Source organism: Pseudomonas sp. RL_15y_Pfl2_60, from assembly GCF_963970595.1.
Classification (GTDB): Bacteria; Pseudomonadota; Gammaproteobacteria; order Pseudomonadales; family Pseudomonadaceae; genus Aquipseudomonas.
Map to the genome: position 1 here is coordinate 277,144 of NZ_CAXAOE010000006.1, position 22,640 is coordinate 299,783.

25 protein-coding genes are annotated in these 22,640 nt (G+C 57.1%); 23 read left to right on the top strand and 2 right to left on the bottom strand.

Going from position 1 to position 22,640, the window contains the following annotated elements:
* Complete coding sequence (locus tag AACY26_RS17635; protein WP_339515910.1) at positions 1–696, bottom strand: aspartate/glutamate racemase family protein; 696 nt, start codon at positions 694–696, stop codon at positions 1–3.
* 240 nt (positions 697–936) lie between these two features.
* On the opposite strand from AACY26_RS17635, the gene AACY26_RS17640 reads away from it, so the two are divergent.
* From AACY26_RS17640 to AACY26_RS17655, 4 genes are all read left to right on the top strand, one after another.
* Positions 937–2,727: an SLC13 family permease gene (locus tag AACY26_RS17640; RefSeq protein WP_339515911.1), complete on the top strand. Its 1,791-nt coding sequence runs from the start codon at positions 937–939 to the stop codon at positions 2,725–2,727.
* Positions 2,728–2,791: 64 nt separating this feature from the next.
* Positions 2,792–3,220, top strand: a complete 429-nt coding sequence (gene trxC / locus AACY26_RS17645; RefSeq protein ID WP_339515912.1) for a thioredoxin TrxC — start codon at positions 2,792–2,794, stop codon at positions 3,218–3,220.
* 133 nt (positions 3,221–3,353) lie between these two features.
* Positions 3,354–3,797, top strand: coding sequence for a YiiD C-terminal domain-containing protein (locus AACY26_RS17650; RefSeq protein WP_339515913.1), 444 nt, complete (start codon positions 3,354–3,356; stop codon positions 3,795–3,797).
* A gap of 77 nt (positions 3,798–3,874) precedes the next feature.
* Positions 3,875–4,672, top strand: coding sequence for a universal stress protein (locus AACY26_RS17655; RefSeq protein WP_339515915.1), 798 nt, complete (start codon positions 3,875–3,877; stop codon positions 4,670–4,672).
* Positions 4,673–4,729: 57 nt separating this feature from the next.
* Here the strand turns inward: AACY26_RS17655 and AACY26_RS17660 are convergent, their stop codons facing one another.
* A complete protein-coding gene (locus AACY26_RS17660; RefSeq protein WP_339515917.1) occupies positions 4,730–5,503 on the bottom strand; it encodes a ParA family protein in 774 nt (257 codons plus the stop codon).
* 260 nt (positions 5,504–5,763) lie between these two features.
* On the opposite strand from AACY26_RS17660, the gene AACY26_RS17665 reads away from it, so the two are divergent.
* The 19 genes from AACY26_RS17665 to AACY26_RS17755 are packed head-to-tail and all read left to right on the top strand — an operon-like array spanning position 5,764 to position 22,595.
* Positions 5,764–6,474 carry a beta-ketoacyl synthase chain length factor gene (locus AACY26_RS17665; RefSeq protein WP_445261323.1) on the top strand — a complete coding sequence of 237 codons (711 nt, stop codon included), beginning with the start codon at positions 5,764–5,766 and terminating at the stop codon, positions 6,472–6,474.
* Positions 6,447–7,277 carry a lysophospholipid acyltransferase family protein gene (locus tag AACY26_RS17670; protein WP_339515919.1) on the top strand — a complete coding sequence of 277 codons (831 nt, stop codon included), beginning with the start codon at positions 6,447–6,449 and terminating at the stop codon, positions 7,275–7,277. Before AACY26_RS17665 ends, AACY26_RS17670 begins: the two co-directional genes overlap by 28 nt.
* A complete protein-coding gene (locus AACY26_RS17675) occupies positions 7,237–7,497 on the top strand; it encodes a phosphopantetheine-binding protein (RefSeq protein WP_339515920.1) in 261 nt (86 codons plus the stop codon). The genes AACY26_RS17670 and AACY26_RS17675 overlap by 41 nt, the downstream gene beginning before the upstream one ends.
* 13 nt (positions 7,498–7,510) lie before the next feature.
* Positions 7,511–7,768 (top strand): acyl carrier protein, encoded by a 258-nt coding sequence (locus tag AACY26_RS17680; RefSeq protein ID WP_339515921.1) that lies wholly within the window; start codon positions 7,511–7,513, stop codon positions 7,766–7,768.
* A complete protein-coding gene (locus AACY26_RS17685) occupies positions 7,765–8,310 on the top strand; it encodes a hypothetical protein (RefSeq protein ID WP_339515923.1) in 546 nt (181 codons plus the stop codon). Before AACY26_RS17680 ends, AACY26_RS17685 begins: the two co-directional genes overlap by 4 nt.
* A complete protein-coding gene (locus tag AACY26_RS17690) occupies positions 8,307–9,971 on the top strand; it encodes an AMP-binding protein (RefSeq protein WP_339515924.1) in 1,665 nt (554 codons plus the stop codon). Before AACY26_RS17685 ends, AACY26_RS17690 begins: the two co-directional genes overlap by 4 nt.
* Entirely contained in the window at positions 9,964–10,698 is a 735-nt protein-coding gene (locus AACY26_RS17695; protein WP_339515926.1) for a glycosyltransferase family 2 protein, read from the top strand. Before AACY26_RS17690 ends, AACY26_RS17695 begins: the two co-directional genes overlap by 8 nt.
* The gene (locus AACY26_RS17700; protein WP_339515928.1) at positions 10,695–11,636 is read left to right on the top strand and encodes an LpxL/LpxP family acyltransferase; all 942 of its coding nucleotides are present in this window, start codon (positions 10,695–10,697) and stop codon (positions 11,634–11,636) included. Before AACY26_RS17695 ends, AACY26_RS17700 begins: the two co-directional genes overlap by 4 nt.
* On the top strand, positions 11,617–13,161 hold the full coding sequence (locus AACY26_RS17705; RefSeq protein ID WP_339515930.1) for an HAL/PAL/TAL family ammonia-lyase: 1,545 nt from the start codon (positions 11,617–11,619) through the stop codon (positions 13,159–13,161). The genes AACY26_RS17700 and AACY26_RS17705 overlap by 20 nt, the downstream gene beginning before the upstream one ends.
* Positions 13,151–13,576 (top strand): acyl-CoA thioesterase, encoded by a 426-nt coding sequence (locus tag AACY26_RS17710; protein ID WP_339515932.1) that lies wholly within the window; start codon positions 13,151–13,153, stop codon positions 13,574–13,576. The genes AACY26_RS17705 and AACY26_RS17710 overlap by 11 nt, the downstream gene beginning before the upstream one ends.
* Complete coding sequence (locus AACY26_RS17715; protein WP_339515933.1) at positions 13,573–14,178, top strand: outer membrane lipoprotein carrier protein LolA; 606 nt, start codon at positions 13,573–13,575, stop codon at positions 14,176–14,178. Before AACY26_RS17710 ends, AACY26_RS17715 begins: the two co-directional genes overlap by 4 nt.
* Positions 14,168–16,498: an MMPL family transporter gene (locus AACY26_RS17720; protein WP_339515934.1), complete on the top strand. Its 2,331-nt coding sequence runs from the start codon at positions 14,168–14,170 to the stop codon at positions 16,496–16,498. Before AACY26_RS17715 ends, AACY26_RS17720 begins: the two co-directional genes overlap by 11 nt.
* Complete coding sequence (locus tag AACY26_RS17725; protein WP_339515935.1) at positions 16,495–17,754, top strand: NAD(P)/FAD-dependent oxidoreductase; 1,260 nt, start codon at positions 16,495–16,497, stop codon at positions 17,752–17,754. The genes AACY26_RS17720 and AACY26_RS17725 overlap by 4 nt, the downstream gene beginning before the upstream one ends.
* On the top strand, positions 17,751–18,476 hold the full coding sequence (locus tag AACY26_RS17730) for a class I SAM-dependent methyltransferase (protein ID WP_339515936.1): 726 nt from the start codon (positions 17,751–17,753) through the stop codon (positions 18,474–18,476). Before AACY26_RS17725 ends, AACY26_RS17730 begins: the two co-directional genes overlap by 4 nt.
* Positions 18,476–18,976: a DUF3261 domain-containing protein gene (locus AACY26_RS17735; RefSeq protein ID WP_339515937.1), complete on the top strand. Its 501-nt coding sequence runs from the start codon at positions 18,476–18,478 to the stop codon at positions 18,974–18,976. Before AACY26_RS17730 ends, AACY26_RS17735 begins: the two co-directional genes overlap by 1 nt.
* Positions 18,976–20,175 carry a beta-ketoacyl-[acyl-carrier-protein] synthase family protein gene (locus tag AACY26_RS17740; RefSeq protein WP_339515938.1) on the top strand — a complete coding sequence of 400 codons (1,200 nt, stop codon included), beginning with the start codon at positions 18,976–18,978 and terminating at the stop codon, positions 20,173–20,175. Before AACY26_RS17735 ends, AACY26_RS17740 begins: the two co-directional genes overlap by 1 nt.
* On the top strand, positions 20,172–20,639 hold the full coding sequence (locus AACY26_RS17745) for a hotdog family protein (protein WP_339515939.1): 468 nt from the start codon (positions 20,172–20,174) through the stop codon (positions 20,637–20,639). Before AACY26_RS17740 ends, AACY26_RS17745 begins: the two co-directional genes overlap by 4 nt.
* Positions 20,632–21,360 (top strand): 3-oxoacyl-ACP reductase FabG, encoded by a 729-nt coding sequence (gene fabG, locus AACY26_RS17750; protein ID WP_339515940.1) that lies wholly within the window; start codon positions 20,632–20,634, stop codon positions 21,358–21,360. Before AACY26_RS17745 ends, fabG begins: the two co-directional genes overlap by 8 nt.
* Positions 21,360–22,595, top strand: a complete 1,236-nt coding sequence (locus tag AACY26_RS17755; protein ID WP_339515941.1) for a beta-ketoacyl-ACP synthase — start codon at positions 21,360–21,362, stop codon at positions 22,593–22,595. Before fabG ends, AACY26_RS17755 begins: the two co-directional genes overlap by 1 nt.
* Positions 22,596–22,640 lie beyond the last annotated feature (45 nt).

The window sequence follows — 22,640 nt, forward strand, 5'->3', positions numbered from 1 at the left end:
CTACTCGCCAAGCAGCCAGTCGAGGCCCATCTCGACATGCAACTCGGTACTGTCGAGCATCTCTAGCGCAGCCTGGCTGCCCTCAAGCAACAAACCGATCTCGGTGCAGCCAAGTATTGCGACCTCGGCACCACGCTCATGCAATTGCGCCATGCATTGCAGGTAGTAATCACGCGAGGCCGTCTCGAAGCGTCCTTGGCACAGTTCGGCAAAAATCACCCGATCCACTTCTTCGATCTGGTCTTCAGACGGGATCAGCACTTCGATCGCAAAACGCTCAGCCAGGCGTTGACGATAAAAATCCTCAAGCATGGTAAAGCGCGTCCCGAGCAATGCTGCACGTTTAATGCCGCGTTGTTGCAGGGCCTGACCAACCGCATCGCCGATATGCAGCAAAGGAATGTCCACCGCCGCCTCAATCGCGGGTGCGACCTTGTGCATGGTATTAGTCGCAAGCAACAAGGCGCTGGCGCCAGCACCTTGCAGACGCCGGGCAATGTCAGCCAGAACCTGGCCGGCCGCGTCCCAGTCACCTTGCTGTTGCAACGCCGCAATCTGCGCAAAATCAACCGAGTGAAGCAGCAATGGTGCTGAATGCAGGCCGCCCAACCGCTGACGTACTCCCTGATTAAGCAATCGATAATAACTGCTGGTCGACTCCCAACTCATACCGCCCAAAATACCTAGCTGACGCATTGGCTGCTCCTTACCAATCACAGAGATCGAGTTTCTCAGCCTATCGCGCATCTATTTCGAGGCACAGCAACAGTGGTGATCAGTATTGGGGATACAGCTTATCTGTTAAACCGAAAAGGCATATAAACCTTCTCAAACATTCTTAGACTCTCTAAGCAAACCCAACTATCTTGGCGACCTAGCGCAATCGGCAACACAACGCTTGATGCCTCACACGAGATTCAACGCTTAAGGACGCCCATGTTCGGGGACTCACTACCACTGTTATTTGTTGGCGCACTGCTTATATGGGTGCTGGTTGCCTTCATCAGGGAAAAGTGGAGCCCGGATATCGTTGCCGCGATTGCAGTGGCCGCGCTATTGGTCACACAACTGCTGAGCCCGGCAGAAGTACTCAGCGTGCTCTCCAACTCAGCGCCTGTGACTATTGCCTGCATGTTCGTGCTCTCGGCAGCACTTGAACGCACCGGATGCATCGACGCTCTGGGCAATTGGCTCGGCAACCTGGTTGGCACCAATCCGGTTCGCGTCCTGGCCGGCTTGACGATCACCGCACTGGTTATCTCAGCCTGCCTGAACAACACGCCAGTCGTTGCGATTCTGACGCCTGTCGCCATATCACTGGCGCGCCGTGCTGGAACCATGCCCTCCAAGCTGCTGATTCCACTGTCATACGCGACCATTCTTGGCGGCACGCTGACCATGATTGGTACCTCAACCAATATCCTGGTTGACGGCGTTGCCCGTAAAGCCGGGCTGGCCCCCTTTGGCATCTTCGAGATCACCGGCGCCGGCCTGATTCTGGCGACGGCGGGCATGGCTTATTTGCTATTGGTTGGCCGCCACCTGCTACCCAATCGCGATACCCTTTCGCGACAGTTGCGCCCAGACCTCGACCGCACCTTCATGACCGAACTGCTGGTGCCCCATGACTCGCCAGTGATCGGCAAAACCCTTAGTGAAGCCAATCTCAATGGCGGCAGCGGCCTGCAAGTGCTCAAGCTGTTTCGCGCCGACCAAGAGTTCACCGAGCCGGCGCACGACACCCTGCTCGCCACCGGCGACCGCCTGGTACTCCATGGCCAGGTCAAAAATGTGGTCGAACTGCGCGAGAGCGGTCATTTGTCGTTCAATCGCACCGACGCCTTTGAAACCATCAGCAGCCACGATGTGATACTCGCCGAAGCCATAGTCGGTCGAAACTCACGCTACAGCCACCGCCCAATGCGCGACCTCGACTTGACCGCGCGTTACGGTATCGCCGTGCTTGCCGTGCATCGTCAGGATGAAAATGTACAAGGCAACCTAGACGACTTCGAACTACAGTTTGGCGATGTGATGCTGGTTGAGGGCACCCCTGCACAGATCAAGCGCTTCGCTGACAACGGCGAGCTGATCAGCCTTAACGCCGTGCAAGAACGCGCATTCCGCCGCGACAAAGCCCCGATCGCAATCATTGCAACATTTGCGGTGATGATTCTGGCTGCCTTTGGTGTGATGCCGATTGAAGGGCTGGCCATCATCGGTGCAGTCACTGTGCTGGCGACACGTTGCCTGGACGTTGAGGACGCTTACAAAGCGGTCGACTGGAAAATTCTCAGCCTGATTTTCGGCATGCTGGCCATCAGCATCGCCATGGACAAAGTCGGGCTGGTCAAGATTCTGGTTGAGAACATGATGGGCTGGCTGCCATGGGCTGGACCGCTAATGATGCTTTCAATGTTGTATCTGTTCACCTCAATACTGACCGAGATGCTTTCAAATAATGCCGTAGCCGTATTGGTGACGCCTATCGCAATTGGCTTGGCGCAACATCTTGGTGTCGATCCACGAGCCTTTGTGGTCGCGGTTATGTTTGCCGCCAGTGCCAGCTTTGCCACGCCAATTGGCTACCAGACCAACACCTTTGTGTATAACGCTGGCGGCTATCGCTTTACCGATTTCATGAAAGTCGGTATTCCGCTCAATCTATTACTCTGGGTGGTGGCGACCCTGGTCATCCCGCTGTTCTGGCCATTGGTTCCGGTCTAATCACCGCTACCTTGAAAAGGCCCAAGGGTGACCGCAGATAGCAGCAATAGCCCTGGAGTTGATCATGTCCGAACCATTGCTTATTCCCTGCCCCAGCTGCAATGCACTGAATCGCATCCCAAGCCAGCGCCTGGCTGACAAACCAAGCTGTGGCCGCTGCAAGCAAGCCTTGCTTAACCCCACGCCAATTGAACTGACCCAGGCCAACTTTACCAGCCAGACCAAAGGCGACCTGCCATTGCTCGTCGACGTGTGGGCCAGCTGGTGCGGCCCGTGCCAGGCATTTGCCCCCACATTCAACCAGGCAGCCGTACAACTGCAAGGGCAATACCGCTTGGGCAAACTCGACAGTGAGGCCCATCAGCAACTCGCGGGGCAACTGGGTATCCGCTCCATTCCGAGCTTGATCCTGTTTCGCCAAGGTAAAGAGGTGGCTCGCCAGAGCGGAGCGTTGCCGTTACCCCAGTTGCTGGCGTGGCTTAAAAGCAACTAGCCCCACAACCACTGCGCACTCCTCGGCTCCAGGTGAGTTGAGCACTGTGGTCAAGCCCAACGACAGATACGGTCAATTGCAAGCTGAGATCCAGGGTTTAGGCTAAGTGGCATAACTCCGATGAGGCCTAGCCATGTCATTGCCGTTCGAGATAGCTCGCCAACTGACGGAAGAACAAATTGCTTTTGTAAAGCGCAGCGGCCTCAAAGCTGAAGCCCTTGAGCCTGGCTTTGTCAGGCTACGCATGCCTATGGCTGGTAATGAAAATCACATCGGCAGCATGTACGCAGGCGCGCTGTTCACCCTCGCAGAAATTCCTGGAGGCGCGCTATTTCTCACGAGCTTTGATGTAAAGCGCTTCTACCCGATCGTAAAAGAGATGAACCTGCGCTTTCGACGCCCGGCCAAAGGTGATATCACTGTTGAGGCGAATTTAAGCGCAACTGAAATACAACAACTGCAAGATGAAGCCCAACGTCTGGGAAAAGCCGAGTACAAACTGGAACTTCAGCTTAAGGATTCAAGTGGGGAAGTGGTCGCTGAAAGTTGTGGTCATTACCAGTTACGAATGCACTGACACATGACCTTGCTATAGGTCAAAAGACCAGCTAATTGATGGGTAATAATAAAGCGTGTCGACCGGAGAGTTCTTTAATGACTGCACATATTCTTATTGCCCACGATTTAAGGGAAACCGCCGATCTCGCTTTGAGCCGAGCCGCTCAACTCGCTACGCAACACAATGCCAAGCTGACCGTCCTGCACGTCCTTGACCCCGCACAAAGCAAGCAGCAACACGAAGCGGCCAAGCGTGCCCTGGATCACAGCCTGAGTACACTGGCACCGAAAACGGCGACGCTGCGTATTCTCAGCGGCAAGCCATCGGAAATCGTCTTGCAACAAATCAACGAACTTGGCTGCGACCTACTGGTTCTCGGCGCACACCACTCGCGCCATGACTATTTTTCCGGCACCAGCCTCGACCGTATCGCCCGGCGCAGCAACGTTCCAATGCTGATTGTTGCGCGCAATGATGTGAAACCCTACAAACGCTCACTGGCCGCCATCGATTTTTCAGTCTGTGCTTGCTGCGCCCTTAGCAAAGCCTATGAACTGCTGCCCAGCTCAGCCGAACTGCACGCCTTGCATGTATTCGAACCCGATAAAGGCAACGCTAAACAAATCGAACTGCAACTACAGACCCAGAGCGCATTGATCGACCAGTTAATGGAAGATGAAGCGCTCAAGCTGCAGTCAAACGGCCCGAAACTCAGTCATTCGGTGCAGCAAGGCAGTATCTTGAGAGCGCTGCAGGAGCAGCTCAATAGCCGTCGTGCGGAGTTGATGGTGCTCGGCAGCCATGGCCGAAGTGCATTATCACAAGCGCTGCTGGGCAGCCTTGCCCAGCATTTTCTGCACAAGGCGCCCTGCGATATTTTTGTCGTGCGCTAGGCATTTTCTAGCCATAAAAAAAGCGCCTCGCAGGCGCTTTTTGTTTGCCCGACAAACCTAATCAGCGTTATTAAGCAAGTCGTGCAACTCAACAAACTGCTGAGTCAGTTTATGCCGAGGCTCCAAATAGATGAGTGGCATACAGGCTTGGTGCGACTCGCGCATTTTCACCGAACTCATCAGGTTAATAGGTAGCACGGGCAGTCCCTCGGCAATCAACTCATCAAGCAATTGCTGGGGCAAGGTCGCACGCGGCTGGAACTGATTGACCACAATGCCTTCGACTTCAAGACCCTCGTTGTGATCTTCCTTCAGTTCTTCAATCTCCTGCAATAAGCCATAGAGGGCATTACGGGAAAAACTGTCGCAATCAAACGGAATAAGCACTCGATCTGCCGCGATAAGCGCTGAAACTGTATAGAAATTTAAAGCGGGCGGGGTGTCGAGGTAGATCCGCTCATAATCTTCAGACAAGTCTTCGAGCAGCTTTCGCAGCTTGTTGATCTTGTGTTTGGCTTCAAGCTTGGGCTGCAGGTCTGCAAGCTCGGCCGTGGCAGTGATTACATGCAGGTTGTCGAACGGGGTTTCATAGATATCGACTTTGCCCTTCTTGGCGAAAGGCCCTCCCGACAATGTTTGATTGAAGAACTCGGAGATACCCAATGGAATCTCATCGCCAGTCAATCCGGTGAGGTAATGGGTTGAGTTGGCTTGCGAATCAAGGTCAATCAGCAGTGTCCGATAGCCTTGCGAAGCACTCACAGCTGCCAAGTTGCAGGCAATACTGGATTTACCAACACCGCCCTTCTGGTTAAAGACCACACGCCGCATGTTAATTGCTCCCAATCCCTGAATAATCGTGAACATTAGCGAAAGTACATGACAAGGCTGGTGTAACCTAGCACTTCGGACTAATCCTACAAAAATAACTACCCCAACGTTTGCGCAAGCCCCCAGCCATCTAGATAATGCCACTACTTTGCCAGATTAGGCTTCTAACCTTGCTACAGAAGCCCTGACAATAATTGGTTTTTGCCCGCGATAAGTTGTGCTGGCAAAGATGTCCCAAAGGCCAGGTATTTCCTTCCGTGATGCATTTCAAGATACAGCAATGGCGTGCCTGGGCACCGACCCTGGAAAGTGCGCAACAGTGGCGTGACTGGTGTCAGTCACCTGTGCCTGTGTCTGACGAACGGCAACAACCCGATGTCAGCTTTATTGCCCCGATGCAGCGCAGACGCCTGAGTCGCCTGGCCCGCATGGTCTTTAATGTCGCATGGCCATTAGCCGAGCCCTACCCGAGCTTGCCGCTGATCTTTGCCTCGCGCCATGGCGAAACGCCACGTACCTTGGCCCTGCTTAACGACCTTGCGCAAGATGAGCCGCTGTCGCCCACGCAGTTTAGTTTATCGGTGCATAACGCCATTATTGGTCAATGGTCGATATTGCGCGGCGACACCAGTGAAATGACCGCCCTCGCCGCGTCCAGAGACAGCCTTGAACATGCAGTGCAGGAAGCCAGCTTATTGCTAAACGAAGGCGCACCTGCAGTATTGGTAGTCATTGCCGAAGAGTCCCCGCCAAGCATCTACACGCCTTTTATCGATGATGTCCCCTTTGCTTATGCCGTTGGGCTTCTACTCACGCCTGGCGACGACTGGCAGTTACAACTGCAAGCTGGAAATGGCCCAATTAGCCAATGGCCACACGCCTTAAGTTTGCTCGGGGCGCTTTGCAGTGGCCAGAGCCTTACTCACTACTGGAGCCGACGGCAATGGACCTGGTCACGCAAGCCAAGCTAAGCCCATACAGTCCGCCCTATGTTTGGCGGCTTGTAGCCACGGCCTTGTGTTTTATCCTGTTCGGAATCGGCGGGATATTGCTGCGTGTCTTGGTCTTCCCGCTGTTGGCACTCTTGCCCGGTGATGCCAATGCGCACCGGGCAAGAGCACGCAAAACCATCAGCCTGAGCTTTCACTGGTTTGTGCAGTTGATGTACCGCAGTGGCGTTCTGACTTACAGCATAGAAGGTGCAGAGCACCTGGGTAAGCCAGGACAAATGATCATCGCCAACCACCCATCACTGATTGATGTAGTTGTGCTGATATCCTTGATTCGCGATGCCAACTGCGTGGTCAAGCAAAGCCTGTGGAACAACCCATGTATGCGCGGTCCGATCCGGGCGGCTGACTACATCAGCAACAGCGGTAGCATGGAAATGCTTGATGAAGCCGCTGCGGCGCTACGCGGTGGACAGTGCTTAATTGTGTTCCCTGAGGGCACACGAACCCCCCCGGGCGAGCCACCCAACTTTCATCGCGGAGCCGCGGCCATCGCTATCCGTGGAGCACAACACATCACGCCGGTGACCATCAGCGTGTCGCCCACCACACTGACCAAGGCCGAGCCCTGGTACAGCATTCCGGCACGGCGTTTCCACTTCCAGCTGCGTGTTGGCGCGAATATCGACCTAGAACCATTCAAGGCATCGGGCGCAGCGCCGATAGCTTCACGCAAGCTCAATGATTACCTTCACCACTATTTTATTAAGGAGCTCGCAACAGATGAGCGAATTACAGCTCGAAATCAAGAACCTGATCATTGAATCACTGGGGCTTGAAGACATTGCCGCAGAAGACATCAAAGCCGAACAACCGCTCTTCGGTGATGGCCTGGGGCTCGACTCGGTAGATGCGCTTGAATTGGGGCTGGCTATACAAAAGCGCTTCGGTATCAAGATTGATGCGGAAGACAAGAACACCCGTGAGCACTTCGCCAACGTTGCCAACCTGGCGGCTTTTGTATCTGCACGTCAGGCCGTTTGAGAGCGTTATTAGCATGCAAAATCGTGATGAAATATTTAACACCCTGCGCGATGCCCTCGTCGAATTGTTCGAGCTGGACGCAGCGGATATCAACCTTGATGCCAACCTTTATCAGGACCTGGAAATCGACAGCATTGATGCAGTCGATCTGATTGATCACATCAAGCGCAAGACCGGCAAGAAAATCGCTGCTGATGAATTCAAATCGGTGCGCACAGTAGGCGATGTGGTCGAAGCCGTGTTCAAGCTGGTTAACCCAGAACCCGCATGAACCGCCTGCTAGGCCTGATCTTGCTACTGGCCGGACTGGCATACCCCTTTGCCGTGTACTACGGCATTGAGCATTTATCACCGCGCGCTTTTGCAGCGCTACTCGGCAGCCTGTGGCTCGCCCGGCTGTTGCTGGGTGAAAAGCGTCCTGGCAACCGCTGGATGGCACTTGCTGCGCTGCTGTTCTGTACCTTGTTAGGTATTGCCGGTGAGCCTGCTTTACTGCGCTGGTACCCCGTGTTGTTGAGCGCCATATTGCTCTGTCTATTCGGCTTGAGCCTCAAGTTTGGTCCACCGCTGGTGGAGCGCCTTGCACGCCTGCGTGAACCCCAGCTGCCCGACATAGCCGTGCGCTATACCCGCAAAGTTACTCAGGTTTGGACGGTTTTTTTCCTGTGTAACGGCCTGATCGCAACAGCACTGACCTTGTGGGCACCGCTGGCGTGGTGGACGCTGTACAACGGCTTGATTGCCTATTTATTGATGGGGCTGCTATTCGCTGTTGAATGGCTGGTTCGCCAACGAGTTAGAAAATTCGCATGAGATGGATTTCCCCCGAGGCCTTGTTACTCGAACCGCAGGCCCAGCGCAGCGTCACCCTCGATCCAGCGCTGAACCATCAACAGTTTTGTCAGCGAGTACTATCGTTGGCGGGCCACTTCAATGCCCGGCGGATTCAACGCATTGCCGTTCATCTTGACGACGCCGCCGAGCTGGCAATTGCCCTGTTTGCCGCCTGGCAGGCAGGCGTGACGATTTTTCTCGCCGCCGACGCACAACCGCACACCCGCTCAAGGTTGTCAGAGCAGGTTGATATCTGGCTCGACGCCCTGCCTGACATCACCGACGCCAATCCAGCCACAGCGATCCATCTGGACAGTGATGCCTGCCGCCTGGTGCTGTGCACATCCGGCTCAAGTGGCGAACCAAAGCTGATTGAAAAAAGCCTCAGGCAACTGGCCACCGAGGTCAGCGCTCTGGAACAACTTTGGGGTGACGCAATAGGTCCGGCTGTAGTGGTCGCCAGTGTCTCGGCACAGCACATCTATGGGCTGCTTTTCCGGGTGTTATGGCCACTCTGCGCTGGACGCACTTTTCTGCGCCGTGCCCAGCCCTTCAGTGAAGACATGCAGCGTGCCAGCCTCGCGCACCAAGACTTTATCTGGGTCGCTAGCCCAGCGCTGCTCAAGCGCATGAGCGATAACCTCGACTGGCCAGCCTTGAGCCATGTGCGCGCAGTGTTCTCATCGGGCGGTGTATTGCCCAATGCAGCAGCGCAGAGCCTGGATTCACGCCTGAAACAACTGCCCATCGAGATTTACGGCAGCTCGGAAACCGGCGGCATCGCCTGGCGCCAAGCCAGCGAACACTGGCAACCCTTTGCCGGCGTAGAGGTTGGCGTCACCGCGCAAGGCGCACTGACACTGACTTCGCCGTACCTGCCTGCTGGCCAGCGCGAGGAAACCGCCGATGCCGTGCAGATTGAAACCGATGGCCGGTTTTTGCTCCGTGCCCGGCTCGACCGCATTATCAAGCTGGAGGAAAAGCGCGTATCGCTGCCCATGCTTGAGCACGTACTGAGCAGCCATGCCTGGGTCAGCGACGCCCGCGTCGGCGTCTTACAGCAAGGCAGGGCATTTCTTGGCGCGCTGATTGCGCTCAGCCCGGCCGGCCTTCATGCACTGCGCAATCGCGGCCGACGTGTCGTCACCCAAGCCCTGCGCAACCATCTCGGCGAGCATGTTGAACCCATCGCCCTGCCCCGGCGCTGGCGACTGGCTGCCGAGCTGCCCTATAACAGCCAGGGCAAGCTGGCGCAGTCGCAGATCGAACAGCTTCTGGCCGCGCCCCGAACCACACAGATAACACCTGAAACCATCACTGAAAACAATAACGAATTCCTGCTGACGCTTCGCGTGCCGGTTGACCTTGCTCACTTCAGCGGCCACTTCGCAAACACGCCGGTGGTCCCCGGGGTGGTGCAAATCGACTGGGTGATGGGCCTGTCCCGTCAGTTGCTCAAGACGCTCCCCCCACGATTTGCCGGAATGGAAGTTCTCAAGTTTCAACAACTCATGCGCCCCGGCGATGCTATTGAGCTATCGCTGCGTTTCGACACGAATCGCGGCAAGTTATATTTCGCATTCACTCAGAACAATGCAGCCTGTTCATCCGGACGCATCTTATTGGTTGATCATGCATAACCCCTGCGCAGTGATCCCGGTGTTCAATCACGAGCGGGCCTTGGTGCACGTGGTCGCCGCGTTGCACAAGGCCAAACTGCCCTGCATCCTGGTCAATGACGCTTCCAGCCCCGCCTGTACAGCCGTGATCGAAGCACTTGCCACACAGGCTGATTGTTATGCGGTGCACCTGCTGCAGAACCAGGGCAAAGGCGGTGCGGTAATGGCCGGGCTACGCGAAGCTCAGCTGCTCGGCTTCACCCATGCCCTGCAAGTCGATGCCGACGGCCAGCATAATCTGGATGACCTTGATGCGTTTCTCGCCTGCTCGCGCCTGCATCCGCAAGCGCTGGTTTGTGGCTATCCGGTGTATGACGCGAGCGTCCCCAAAAGCCGCTTATATGCACGCTACCTGACCCATGTCTGGGTGTGGATAAACAGTTTGTCGCTGCAGATACGCGACTCCATGTGCGGCTTCAGGGTTTACCCACTGGCCAGTACCCTGGAGCTGATCAACCGGGTAAAGCTGGGCAAGCGCATGGATTTTGACTCGGAAATCCTTGTGCGTCTGGCGTGGCAGAACCAACCCATGCAATGGCTACCGACCCGCGTGCAATATCCATTGGACGGTGTTTCGCATTTTCGCCTGGTCCACGACAACCTGCTGATCTCGAAAATGCACGCCAAGCTGTTCTTTGCCATGTTGTTGCGGGCGCCGCTGATTATCTGGCGCAGGTTGCGCCAATGAGCCAGACAAACAAGCCTCGGCACTGGGCGAAACAGCAAGAGCGTGGCAGCCTGCTGCTGATGAAGTTCACCGTATCGGCAACGCGTATTCTCGGTCGCCGCCTGATCAGCCCCCTGCTCTACCTGATCGTGCTGTACTTCTTTTGTTTCGGCGCCAAGGCTCGGCGCAGCATTGCCGAGTATCAACGCAACCTGATGCACTGGAGCGGTAAAACCGCCGCGCCGACGCAACGCTCGGTGTTTGCGCAGTTCATGGCATTTGCTGAGGCCTTGCTCGACAAGCTGGACATCTGGCGTGGCCAGTTAAAAGCCAGCGACATCGAGCTGATCGACCGCCATCAACTGCGCCAGCAAATGCACGGCAAGCGCGGACAAATGCTGGTCGGCGCGCACTTGGGCAACCTTGAGGTCTGTCGCGCCCTGGCCGAGTTGGGTGACAAGGTCAGCATGAACGTATTGGTGCACACCAAGCACGCCGAACAGTTCAACACACTCCTTGGCGAGGCCGGTGCCCGCAATATGCGCCTGATTCAGGTCAGCGAGCTGAGTCCTGCGGTAATGCTGCAATTAGCTGAGCGCCTTGAACAAGGTGAATGGCTGGCCATAGCGGGGGACCGCGTCCCGTTGCACGGCGGACGGCATGTCAGCGTCGACTTTCTCGGTAAACCGGCCGCCTTCCCGCAAGGCCCTTGGTTACTGGCCGGGCTATTGAAATGCCCGGTCAACTTCATCAGTTGCGTAAAAATCGCCGGCCAGTACCAGATCTTGCTTGAGCCGTTCGCCGCCAGCGTAGAGTGGAAACGTAGCAACCGCGAGCTGGTCATCCGCGAGTGGACGCAACGCTTTGCCGACCGCCTGGGTCAGCGCTGTCTGGATGCACCCGAGCAGTGGTTCAACTTCTATCCGTTTTGGAATACAGATGACAACACATCAGCCTGAGCCGGTCATTTTCGGCGAAACGCACCTGACGATCGAGAACGTTGTCGCGCTGTCGCAGCAACGCGCCAAGGCGCACTTGCAGCATGATGCCGACTACCGGGAAAAAATCGCCAAAGGTGCGCGATTCCTCGACACGCTGCTGGATAAGGAAGGTGTGATTTACGGCGTCACCACAGGCTATGGTGACTCCTGTGTGGTAGCCGTGCCGCTGCATCAGGTCGAAGCCCTGCCACGCCACCTTTATACATTTCATGGCTGCGGCCTGGGCAAACTACTCGACCCGGACGCCACCCGCGCAGTGCTGGCGGCGCGCCTGCAATCACTGTGTTTTGGGGTTTCCGGGGTGCGCATCGAATTGCTCGAGCGTCTGCAGGCATTTCTCGAACACGACATCCTGCCGTTGATACCTGAAGAAGGCTCGGTAGGCGCCAGCGGCGACCTGACGCCTCTGTCTTATGTGGCCGCGACCCTCAGCGGTGAGCGCGATGTGCTCTACCAAGGCCAACGACGCAGTGCCCGCGAGGTGCATGAAGAACTCGGCTGGACGCCGCTGACCTTGCGCCCGAAAGAGGCACTGGCGTTGATGAATGGCACGGCGGTCATGACCGCGCTGGCGTGCCTGGCCTATTCCCGCGCCGATTATTTACTGCAACTGGCCACCCGTATCACTGCACTCAACGTGGTTGCGCTGGAAGGCAACCCGGAACACTTCGACCAACGGCTGTTTGCCGCCAAGCCGCATCCGGGGCAAATACAGGTCGCCGCCTGGCTGCGCGAAGACCTGGCGATTACCGGGCCGACAGCAGCGCTGCACCGCCTGCAGGATCGCTACTCGCTGCGCTGCGCCCCGCATGTACTGGGAGTGATGGCCGACAGCCTGGGCCTGCTGCGTCAATTTATCGAAACTGAACTCAACAGTGCCAATGACAACCCGCTAATCGACGCAGAGACCGAACGTGTCATGCACGGCGGGCATTTCTACGGCGGGCATATCGCCTTTGCCATGGACAGCCTGAAAAACCTGGTGGGCAATGTTGCCGATTTGCTCGATCGCCAGCTCGCCCTGCTGGTCGATGTTCGCTACAACCATGGCCTGCCAAGTAATCTGTCCGGCGCACCTGCCAGCAGCGCAATGATCAACCATGGTTTCAAAGCCGTGCAGATCGGCGCCAGCGCCTGGACGGCAGAAGCCTTGAAAAACACCATGCCCGCCAGTGTCTTTTCACGCTCAACCGAGTGCCACAACCAAGACAAAGTCAGCATGGGCACCATCGCCGCGCGCGATGCCTTGCGCAGTCTCGAACTGACCGAGCAGGTTGCTGCCGCCACCTTGCTGGCGGCCAATCAGGGCGTCTGGCTACGCCTGCAAACCAGCCCGCGGCAACTGCCACAACCGCTGCTGGAGATGTGCGAGCAACTGGCACAGGACTTCCCGCCAGTCATACAAGACCGCGCCCTGGAAGGCGAGCTAAGGCTGTGCTTGCAGCGTATTCGCAATCAACACTGGAGGCTCTATGCGCAGTAATGGTGTATTGCAGGTTGAAAGTGAAATCGTCGTGCCATTCTTCGATGTCGACATGATGGAAGTGGTCTGGCATGGCCATTACGTCAAATACCTCGAAATCGCGCGCTGCGCCCTGCTCGACAAAATCGGCCACAACTACTCGCAGATGCGTGATGCCGGGTTTGCCTGGCCAATCATTGACCTGCAATTACGCTACATCCGTGGCGCCGCGTTCGGCCAGAAACTCATTGTCCGTGCTGATCTGGTCGAGTGGGAAAACCGCTTGAAAATCCACTACCTGATCAGCGACGCCGCAACCGGAGAGCGCATGACCCGCGCCAGCAGCGTGCAGGTGGCCGTTGAGATTGCCAGCCGTGAAATGCAACTGGCATCGCCGCCCGTATTTGTTCAAGCGGTTGAGCGGGCACTGGCATGAGCGGTTCAGTCCGGCGTATGGCGCTTGCCCTCTGCTGTTTGTTGATGGCTCCTATTGCCTGCGCTTTCGACCTGAACGAACTCAGCCAGCAACTGGCTAAAAACAGCGTTGTGCGCGGCCCATTCATTCAAGAAAAACACCTGCGAGCAATGGCCCAGCCCCTGACCAGCCGTGGCCAGTTTGTCCTCGCAGCGGACAAAGGCCTGCTCTGGCAGCTACAGAGCCCGATTGCGCAGGATTATCGAATCACCCCTGAAGGCATCGCCAAACGCACCGGCGCGGGCTGGCAGGCACAACCCGGTAACAATGCAGCAGCGCAACAGAGCCGGCTGTTTCTGGCGTTATTGCGCGGCAACAGCTCAGGCCTTGAAGCCGATTTTGAGCTGCAACTGCAAGGTCGCGATCATGACTGGACCCTGACCCTGACGCCGCGCGCAATGCTGCTCAAGCAGATTTTCAGCCGCATTGAAATCCAGGGCGGCGAATTGGTGCAGCGCATCGAGCTGTTCGAAACCCAAGGTGATCGCACGCTTTTGCAACTGCCGAACAGCCAGGTCGCAGCCACGCTGACCCCGTCCGAGCGAGACGACTTTGCAGACTGAACGCAGCCTGCCGCGCCTGTTCAGCGTGTTACTGCTGGCGCTCGTCTGCCTCGTCGCCTGGCAATGGCGCAACGGCCCGCCCGTGACCGCGAGCCTGCTTACCTTGCTGCCGCAAAGTCAGGCTGGCGCACAGGTTCAGGCGGCAGAGCAACGCATGCAGGCGCCGCTCAATCGCGAGTTGCTGCTCCTCGTCGGCCATCCCAAACGTGCGCAAGCCATCCAATTGGCCGAGAAGATTGGGCAGCAGATGAGCGCCAGCGACACCTTCGCCAAGGTGCAGTGGAGCCTGCAAAGCGATGTGCCGAGCCTGCGCCGGCAGCTCCTTGATGAACGCCTGGCGTTGCTTCCAGCTGCCGACAAACAGCTGCTGATCAATCAGCCACAGGCATTCATTCAACGCAGGCTAACTGAACTTTTCGATACCTTCGCCGGTAACGCGCTGGTGCCCGTGGAGCAGGATTGGCTAGGCTTGGCGGCGCGGGCGCAAGCAACCTTGAACCCGCATAGCAATGTACAGGCTGACCTTGGCAGCGGCGCGCTATTGATCGCTGACAAGGATATGAATTGGGTGCTGCTGCGCGCGCAGAGCCATGGCAATGCATTTGACCTGCAAGCACCTGCCTTGGTGGCGGCGCAAGTAACAGAAGCTCGCCAGCTTGCCCAGATCGCGGGCGGCCAGTTACTCGCAAGTGGCGGTGTGCTCTATGCCAATGCCGGGCAATCCCAGGCCAGCCGTGAAATCAGCCTGCTTGGCGGCAGCGCAGTTATCGCCCTGATCGCACTGTTGTATTTCGCCTATCGCCGGGCACGCGTGCTGTTGAGTCTGCTGCCGGTGGCCGTAGCGCTGTTGGCGGGCAGTGCGGCCTGCGTCATAGTGTTTGGCCAGATCAATGCCTTGACCCTCATTCTCGGCGCCAGCCTGATTGGCGTGGCCATTGATTACCCGCAGCATTACTTGAGCAAATGCTGGGCGCGGCCAGACTGGCAAAGCTGGTCGTCAATGCGCGCGACCCTGCCCGGCTTGAGCTTGAGCCTCGCGACCAACCTGCTTGGTTATATCGCGCTGGCGTTTACCCCCTTCCATGCCCTGACCCAAATTGCAGTCTTCTCCGCAGCAGGCCTGATCGGCGCCTACTTGTGCGCCATTTGCCTGCTGCCAGCCTTGTTTAAAGGGATGCGCCTGCAACCGGCTCCGGTGCTGCTTGATCTTGCTTCTCGGCTGCTGGCCTGGCGCTCGCAGGTGACGGGCCGTGCACGCTGGCCGCTAATGATCGGTTTGGGGCTGTTCTGTCTTGGCGGCATATTACAACTGCACGCGCAAAACGACTTGCGCCAGTGGCTGGGTAAATCACCGGAACTTGCAGCGCAGGCGCAGCGCATTGCCGATCTGACCGGGCAGCAACCCACCAGCCAGTTTTATCTGGTTCACGGGACTGACCAACAACAGTTGCTGCAACGCCAGGCGGCACTCAGCGAACGCCTCGACAAACTTGTCGCCAGCAAAGAGCTGCGTGGTTACCGCTCACTCAACCAACTGGTCCTGCCTGATGCACAGCGCAAGCAGCTGGATGATGCGCTTATTGCCTTGAAACAGCACTGGCAACCCCTGCTCGATGCCGGCATCCCACAATCAGCACTCAGCACCGAGCTTGATTCCTTAGTGCAACAACCTGCCCAAACACTTGATGTGGTGCTTGCAGAGACTTTGGCTGAGCCGTGGCGGCCATTATGGATGGGCGCCAATGCGCAAGGGGTAAGCGGCTTGGTCAGCCTCGACGGGCAGACCAGCACGGCACGCCTGCAAGACGCAGCAGAAGGTCTTGAAGGGGTTGAATTGATCGATCGCCTGGGCGAGCTGAATCAACTGTTCGCCCAGACTCAAATCAGCGCAGCCACCCTGAAACTGATCTCCTGCGCCGCCATTGTCCTGCTGCTGTGCATTCCATTTGGCCTGAGCGGCGCACTGCGCGTGGTCAGCTTGCCACTACTTGCTGCGCTTACAGCGCTCGCCTGCCTGGGTTGGCTGGGCCAGCCATTGACCTTGTTCAGTGCGTTTGGCCTGCTGCTGATCACCGCCATCGGTATCGATTACGCGATCCTCATGCGCGAATCCGTCGGCGGCGCAGCGGTAAGCCTGATTGGCACCTTGCTTTCGGCGCTCACCAGCTGGTTGTCTTTCGGCCTGCTGATGTTCAGCAGCACACCAGCCATTGCCAACTTTGGCCTGACGGTCAGCCTGGGCTTGCTCCTGAGTTTTATCTTCTCGCCCTGGGCAAGTCCAAAGCCCACTAAAAACAATCATGCAGGGATAGCATCATGAAGTTTGTTGAACGCGAAAATCGCACAGTCGTGGTGATTGGCGCAGGCCCGGCAGGTGCGATCGCCAGCGCGCTGCTTAAACGCAAGGGCCACGATGTATTAGTGCTCGAGCGCCAGCGATTCCCACGCTTCTCGATTGGCGAAAGCCTGCTTTCACACTGCCTCGACTTTATCGAAGAGGCAGGCATGCTCGAAGCAATCCAGAGCGCCGGCTTCCAGATTAAGCACGGCGCTGCATTTGCCTGGGGTGAGCGCTACACAGAGATTGATTTTCGCGACGGTTTTACCGTCGGCAAGGGCTCGACCTTTCAAGTCGAGCGGGCCAAGTTTGACAAGATTCTCGCTGATGAAGCTGAACGCCAAGGTGTCGAGATTCGCTATGAAGAACAAGTCGTGGCGGCCGACTTCGAGGCAAGCCATCCGCAATTGCGCGTCAAGCGTTTAAAGGATGGCGAAGAATATTCAATCAATTGCAGCTTTGTGCTCGATGCCAGCGGTTACGGCCGCGTGCTGCCAACGTTGCTTGAACTTGAGCTGCCTTCGAACTTCCCTGTGCGCAAAGCATTGTTCAGCCATATCGAAGACCGTATCGACAGCCCGGCATTCAACCGTGAACGCATCCTTATCACCACTCATCCACAACTGCGGGATGTTTGGTACTGGACCATTCCCTTCAGCAATGGCCGCAGTTCGGTTGGCGTCGTCGCTGATGCCAAGCGCTTCGAAGGCTTGAGTGATGACCCGAATAGCTGTCTGCGTGAGCTGATAAATCAGGCGCCCTCGCTGAGCACTGTTTTGGCCAATGCCATCTGGGACACACCGGTCAGTACGCTCGGCGGCTACTCGGCAAACGTCAAGCGCCTGCACGGCCCCGGCTATGCCTTGCTGGGTAACGCAGCAGAATTTCTCGATCCGGTATTTTCTTCAGGCGTCACCATAGCCATGCGTTCTGCAAGCATGGCTGCCGACGTCCTGCATCGTCAGTTGAGCGGTCAGCAGGTTGATTGGCAAAGCCAGTTTGCCGAACCATTGAAGTGTGGCGTGGACACTTTTCGTGCCTATGTCGAAGGCTGGTATAACGGCACTTTTCAAGATGTGATCTTCTTTGAGAATGCCGCGCCACACATTCGCCGCATGATCAGCTCAATCCTTGCAGGCTATGCCTGGGATCAAAGCAACCCCTATGTGGCCGAGCCCAAGCGGCGCCTGAGCGTACTGGCTCAACTATGTTCTCCAACTGGACACGCACCCTTATGAATCCTGCTGCCAATACGTACGTTGAGGAAACCGGATTTGGTTTCTGGTTTCTGCAAAGCCATGTCTGGCAACATCATGTACTGCGTGTCGCGATTAATGACCTGAAGTCCCTGGCGGGCTCAAGCCTGCCAACAGCGCCTGTCGTACTGGATGCAGGTTGCGGCCAAGGCAAGTCATTCAGGCTCTTGCAGCAGGCATTCACCCCGAGCAAGTTGATGGGGCTAGACGCTGATCCACAGAGTTTGCAGTGCTCGCAAACCGAAGCCCGCGACGCCGGTATTGATGTGCAACTGATCAGCAGCGACTGCGCGGCAATACGCTTGGCGGATGCCAGCGTCGACATCCTGTTTTGTCACCAGACCTTCCATCACCTGGTTGAACAAAAAAAAGCCCTGGCCGAGTTCTACCGCGTGCTCAAGCCAGGCGGGCTGTTGCTGTTTGCCGAGTCAACCCGTTTCTATATTGATACCTGGGTAATCCGCTGGTTATTCCGCCATCCCATGCATGTACAAAAAACCGCAGAACAGTACCTGGACATGCTGCACCAACAAGGTTTCGAGTTTTCCTCCGAACAGGTTTCATACCCCTATCTGTGGTGGAGTCGCGCTAAAGACTTCGGCCTTCTGGAGCGCTTGCGCCTGCGTAAACCCAAACCCTTTGGCCAGCGCGATGAAACCCTGGTCAATGTCGTGGCGCGCAAACCCATGCAGGTAAATCCTTGATGATCCGTGGCCTGCTCATTGGTATCTGCTTGCTGCTAGGTGCTTGCGCCGCGCGCACACCCGTGCCACCAACCACACCACAACTGCAAAGCCAGTTACCGCTGACCCTGCAGATCCAGCGCCAAACCGAGGCTGACAGGCAAACCTGGCTGCTGGTCATCCAGGCGCAAGGCCGTGCATTGCGCTGGTCGTTATTCGATCCAATGGGCACGCCTCTGGCACGTCAACAACTGGTCGCAGGTCGCTGGCAAGCCGAAGGTTTGTTACCACCCAACCCCGCTGCCCGTGAACTGTTCGCCGCCTTGTTATTTGCCTTGAGCACACCCGAAAGCCTTGCTGACAACTATCCTGCAAACAGTTGGACAGTTACCGGCGACACACAACGGGAGCTGAGCCCGGACTGGCGGATCGACTACAGCACAGCCCTTGATTTCACCCTTGAAGCAGGCGACCAGACGCGTTATCACGTCACTCCAATCGCCTCGCACGAGACACCCTAATGCCCAGTTACCTGAATAACCTAGGGGTCATTTGCGCACTCGGCGCCAATACCCAGACAGTCGCCCAGGCACTTTTCAATGGCGATACTTCGGGGATGCGCAAGCAAGACGGCTGGGGCACGGGGCGAGAACTGACCCTTGGCGCCGTAAACAGCCCGCTGCCGCCCATGCCAACCGGCATGGAGACATCCCAGAGTCGCAACAACCAACTATTGCTGGCCGCTGCATTGCAAATCGAACCGCAAATCCGCCAGGCAATCGAGCAATTTGGCAGCCACCGAGTGGCGGTGGTGATCGGCACCAGCACCTCGGGAATTGACGAGGCGACGCAGGCTATAGGCTTACACAGCGTCCAAGGCGTCTTGCCTGCCGACTACGCCTACGCCCAACAAGAAATCTCTGCACCTGCCACCTTTCTTAGCGATTGGCTCGGCCTCAGTGGGCCGGCCTACAGCATTTCGACAGCCTGCACCTCAAGCGCCCGGGCACTGCTTAGCGCCCATCGTTTGCTGGAACAAGATGTTTGTGACCTGGTGCTATGCGGTGGCGCCGACAGCCTTTGCGGGCTGACCTTGAATGGCTTTGCTGCACTGGAAGCCGTGAGTGCAGAACGCTGCCAACCCTTCTCGCGCAACCGCCAAGGCATCAATATCGGTGAAGGCGCGGCATTGTTTCTGATGTCCCGGCACACCAATGGCGAAGGGGCGAAAACTATCGCGCTGCTCGGTGGTGGCGCCACCTCGGATGCCCATCATATTTCCGCGCCTGAACCGAACGGCCGCGGGGCGCAACAGGCCATGCGCATAGCCCTCAACGCAGCCAAACTTGAAGCTTGCGACATCGATTATCTAAACCTGCACGGCACCGCGACGCAGCATAACGATGCCATGGAATCAATCGCAGTCCAGGCCGTGTTTCCTGAAGGTGTCAGCTGCTCATCAAGCAAAGCGCTCAGCGGTCATACACTCGGCGCAGCAGGAGCACTGGAGGCGGCTTTCTGCTGGCTGACCTTGAGCCAGCACAACCCGAATAAACAGGTACCGCCGCACATTTGGGATGCAGAGCCTGACCCGCTGCTCCCGCCGCTCAAACTTGCCGCCCCCGGCAGCCAGTTCAATACGGCTCCGCGCTATGCAATGAGTAACTCATTTGCCTTCGGTGGCAGCAACGTCAGTCTCATATTAGGAGTCGTGCCATGAGCCTGTTTCCAATGGCCGAGTTGGTCCCTCATTCTGGCGATATGGTTTTGCTTGATGAGGTCGTACGTTATGACGTCGATGAAGTCGAAACCCGCGTAAAGGTGAAGGCCGGTGGATTATTCAACCAGGCAGACGGCAGCTTGCCCGCCTGGTTGGGCGTGGAACTCATGGCACAAAGCATTGCCGCATTTGCCGGTTGTCACGCACGCGAAGCGGATAAACCCGTAGCCTTGGGTTTTTTACTGGGCACACGCAAATTCGAGTGCAATGTCGAAGCCTTCCCGTTGGGCGCAGAACTGCACATCAAGGCGCTGCGCTCACTGCAAGATGACAATGGCATGGCGGTTTTCGAATGCCACCTGAACGGGCCCGGCATTCACGCAACCGCGCGACTCAATGTCTTCCAGCCACCTGATGCAACCCAGTTTTTACAAGAATCCTGCGAGGCCACACAGCATGTCTGACCCTATATTGGTAACCGGCTCCAGTCGCGGTATTGGCCGTGCCATTGCCCTGCGTCTGGCCCGCGCAGGGCATGATCTGGTTTTGCATTGCCGGACCCGACGTGAAGAGGCACAAGCAGTGCAAGCCGAGATTATCGCGCTGGGGCAAAGCGCGCGGATCATCCAGTTTGATGTTGCCGACCGTGCCGCCTGCCGCGAGCAGTTGGAAGCCGACATCGAACAGCATGGCGCTTATTACGGCGTGGTATGCAATGCCGGGCTTACCCGAGACGGCGCCTTTCCGGCGCTGAGCGAAGACGATTGGGACCAGGTGTTGCGCACCAACCTGGATGGTTTTTATAACGTCCTGCAGCCGCTGACCATGCCCATGATTCGCCGCCGCAAGCCTGGGCGAATTGTCTGCATCACCTCGGTTTCCGGGCTCATCGGCAACCGTGGCCAGGTCAACTACAGCGCCTCCAAAGCCGGGGTGATTGGTGCAGCCAAAGCCCTCGCCATTGAGCTTGGCAAACGCAAGATCACAGTCAACTGCGTAGCCCCGGGCCTGATTGATACCGACATGCTTGATGAGCATGTACCGGTGGATGAATTGCTCAAGATGATTCCGGCGCAACGCCTCGGCACGCCCGAGGAAGTCGCAGGCGCAGTGAACTTTCTGATGTCTGATGAAGCCGCCTACATCACCCGTCAGGTCCTTGCCGTCAACGGAGGCCTGTGCTGATGAGTCCGTTCAAACGCGTCGTCGTTACAGGCATGGCTGGCGTCACCTCCTTGGGCGATGACTGGAACAGCATCGAAGCCAACTTTCGCGCCAATCGCAGCGGCATTCGGCGCATGGATGAATGGGACCGTTACAGCGAGCTGAATACGCGTTTGGGCGGGCCTATTGATAATTTCAGCGTGCCCAAACACTGGACGCGCAAGCAAGTACGCAGCATGGGCCGGGTCTCGAAACTGGCGGTATATGCTGCGGAACGCGCACTTGATGACGCCGGTTTACTGGGCGACCCGAGCATACAGGATGGGCGCATGGGCGTAGCCTGCGGCTCATCAACCGGCAGCACGGAAGAGATCAAGGCCTTCGGTAACATGCTGCTCAACTCGGTCGCCGACGGCCTCAACGCCAACTCCTACATTCGCATGATGCCGCATACCACGGCGGCCAATATCAGCATTTTCTTCGGTCTCAAAGGCCGGCTGATCCCGACCTCAAGCGCCTGCACCAGCGGCAGCCAGGGCATTGGCTACGCCTATGAGGCGATCAAGTTCGGGCGCCTGCCAATGATGCTGGCCGGTGGTGCCGAAGAGCTGTGCCCGACCGAGGCCATGGTCTTTGATGCGCTCTACGCCACCAGCCTGCAAAACGATACGCCACAGCTTTCGCCACGCCCCTATGACACGAATCGCGACGGTTTGGTCATTGGTGAAGGCGCCGGGATATTGGTCCTTGAAGAGCTTGAACACGCCCTCGCCCGCGGCGCCCGGATTCATGCCGAGATTGTCGGCTTTGGCTGCAACGCAGATGGCCTGCACATTACCAAGCCTGAACAGGCGACCATGCGCCAAGCCATGCAACTTGCCTTGGATGATGCGGGGCTACAGCCTCAGGCAATTGGTTATGTGAATGGTCACGGCACCGCCACCGAACAAGGCGATATTGCTGAAACCCTGGCCACCAGCAGTCTATTCGGTGAACAAATGCCAATCAGCTCGCAGAAGAGCTTTTTCGGTCATACCTTGGGGGCCTGCGGCGCATTAGAGTCCTGGTTCAGTATCGAGATGATGAATCGCGATCAATACGTGCCAACTCTCAACTTAGAGCATGTTGACCCACGTTGTGGCGCGCTGGACTATCTGCGTGGGGATTTTCGGCAGATGCACAGCGATCACGTGATGAATAACAATTTCGCCTTTGGCGGGGTTAATACCTCGTTGATTTTCAAACACTGGGGTTAGACGAGCATTTCGCAGCACAACAGATAACAGCCATCGATAAGGCTG

Coding starts and splice junctions, on each gene's coding strand:
- AACY26_RS17700 (WP_339515928.1), top strand. CDS start 10,695: ATGAGCCAGACAAACAAGCCTCGGCACTGGGCGAAACAGCAAGAGCGT.
- AACY26_RS17680 (WP_339515921.1), top strand. CDS start 7,511: ATGCAAAATCGTGATGAAATATTTAACACCCTGCGCGATGCCCTCGTC.
- AACY26_RS17715 (WP_339515933.1), top strand. CDS start 13,573: ATGAGCGGTTCAGTCCGGCGTATGGCGCTTGCCCTCTGCTGTTTGTTG.
- fabG (WP_339515940.1), top strand. CDS start 20,632: ATGTCTGACCCTATATTGGTAACCGGCTCCAGTCGCGGTATTGGCCGT.
- AACY26_RS17745 (WP_339515939.1), top strand. CDS start 20,172: ATGAGCCTGTTTCCAATGGCCGAGTTGGTCCCTCATTCTGGCGATATG.
- AACY26_RS17665 (WP_445261323.1), top strand. CDS start 5,764: ATGCATTTCAAGATACAGCAATGGCGTGCCTGGGCACCGACCCTGGAA.
- AACY26_RS17675 (WP_339515920.1), top strand. CDS start 7,237: ATGAGCGAATTACAGCTCGAAATCAAGAACCTGATCATTGAATCACTG.
- AACY26_RS17695 (WP_339515926.1), top strand. CDS start 9,964: ATGCATAACCCCTGCGCAGTGATCCCGGTGTTCAATCACGAGCGGGCC.
- AACY26_RS17710 (WP_339515932.1), top strand. CDS start 13,151: ATGCGCAGTAATGGTGTATTGCAGGTTGAAAGTGAAATCGTCGTGCCA.
- AACY26_RS17705 (WP_339515930.1), top strand. CDS start 11,617: ATGACAACACATCAGCCTGAGCCGGTCATTTTCGGCGAAACGCACCTG.
- AACY26_RS17735 (WP_339515937.1), top strand. CDS start 18,476: ATGATCCGTGGCCTGCTCATTGGTATCTGCTTGCTGCTAGGTGCTTGC.
- AACY26_RS17660 (WP_339515917.1), bottom strand. CDS start 5,503: ATGCGGCGTGTGGTCTTTAACCAGAAGGGCGGTGTTGGTAAATCCAGT.
- trxC (WP_339515912.1), top strand. CDS start 2,792: ATGTCCGAACCATTGCTTATTCCCTGCCCCAGCTGCAATGCACTGAAT.
- AACY26_RS17740 (WP_339515938.1), top strand. CDS start 18,976: ATGCCCAGTTACCTGAATAACCTAGGGGTCATTTGCGCACTCGGCGCC.
- AACY26_RS17670 (WP_339515919.1), top strand. CDS start 6,447: ATGGACCTGGTCACGCAAGCCAAGCTAAGCCCATACAGTCCGCCCTAT.
- AACY26_RS17650 (WP_339515913.1), top strand. CDS start 3,354: ATGTCATTGCCGTTCGAGATAGCTCGCCAACTGACGGAAGAACAAATT.
- AACY26_RS17755 (WP_339515941.1), top strand. CDS start 21,360: ATGAGTCCGTTCAAACGCGTCGTCGTTACAGGCATGGCTGGCGTCACC.
- AACY26_RS17730 (WP_339515936.1), top strand. CDS start 17,751: ATGAATCCTGCTGCCAATACGTACGTTGAGGAAACCGGATTTGGTTTC.
- AACY26_RS17655 (WP_339515915.1), top strand. CDS start 3,875: ATGACTGCACATATTCTTATTGCCCACGATTTAAGGGAAACCGCCGAT.
- AACY26_RS17725 (WP_339515935.1), top strand. CDS start 16,495: ATGAAGTTTGTTGAACGCGAAAATCGCACAGTCGTGGTGATTGGCGCA.
- AACY26_RS17690 (WP_339515924.1), top strand. CDS start 8,307: ATGAGATGGATTTCCCCCGAGGCCTTGTTACTCGAACCGCAGGCCCAG.
- AACY26_RS17635 (WP_339515910.1), bottom strand. CDS start 696: ATGCGTCAGCTAGGTATTTTGGGCGGTATGAGTTGGGAGTCGACCAGC.
- AACY26_RS17640 (WP_339515911.1), top strand. CDS start 937: ATGTTCGGGGACTCACTACCACTGTTATTTGTTGGCGCACTGCTTATA.
- AACY26_RS17685 (WP_339515923.1), top strand. CDS start 7,765: ATGAACCGCCTGCTAGGCCTGATCTTGCTACTGGCCGGACTGGCATAC.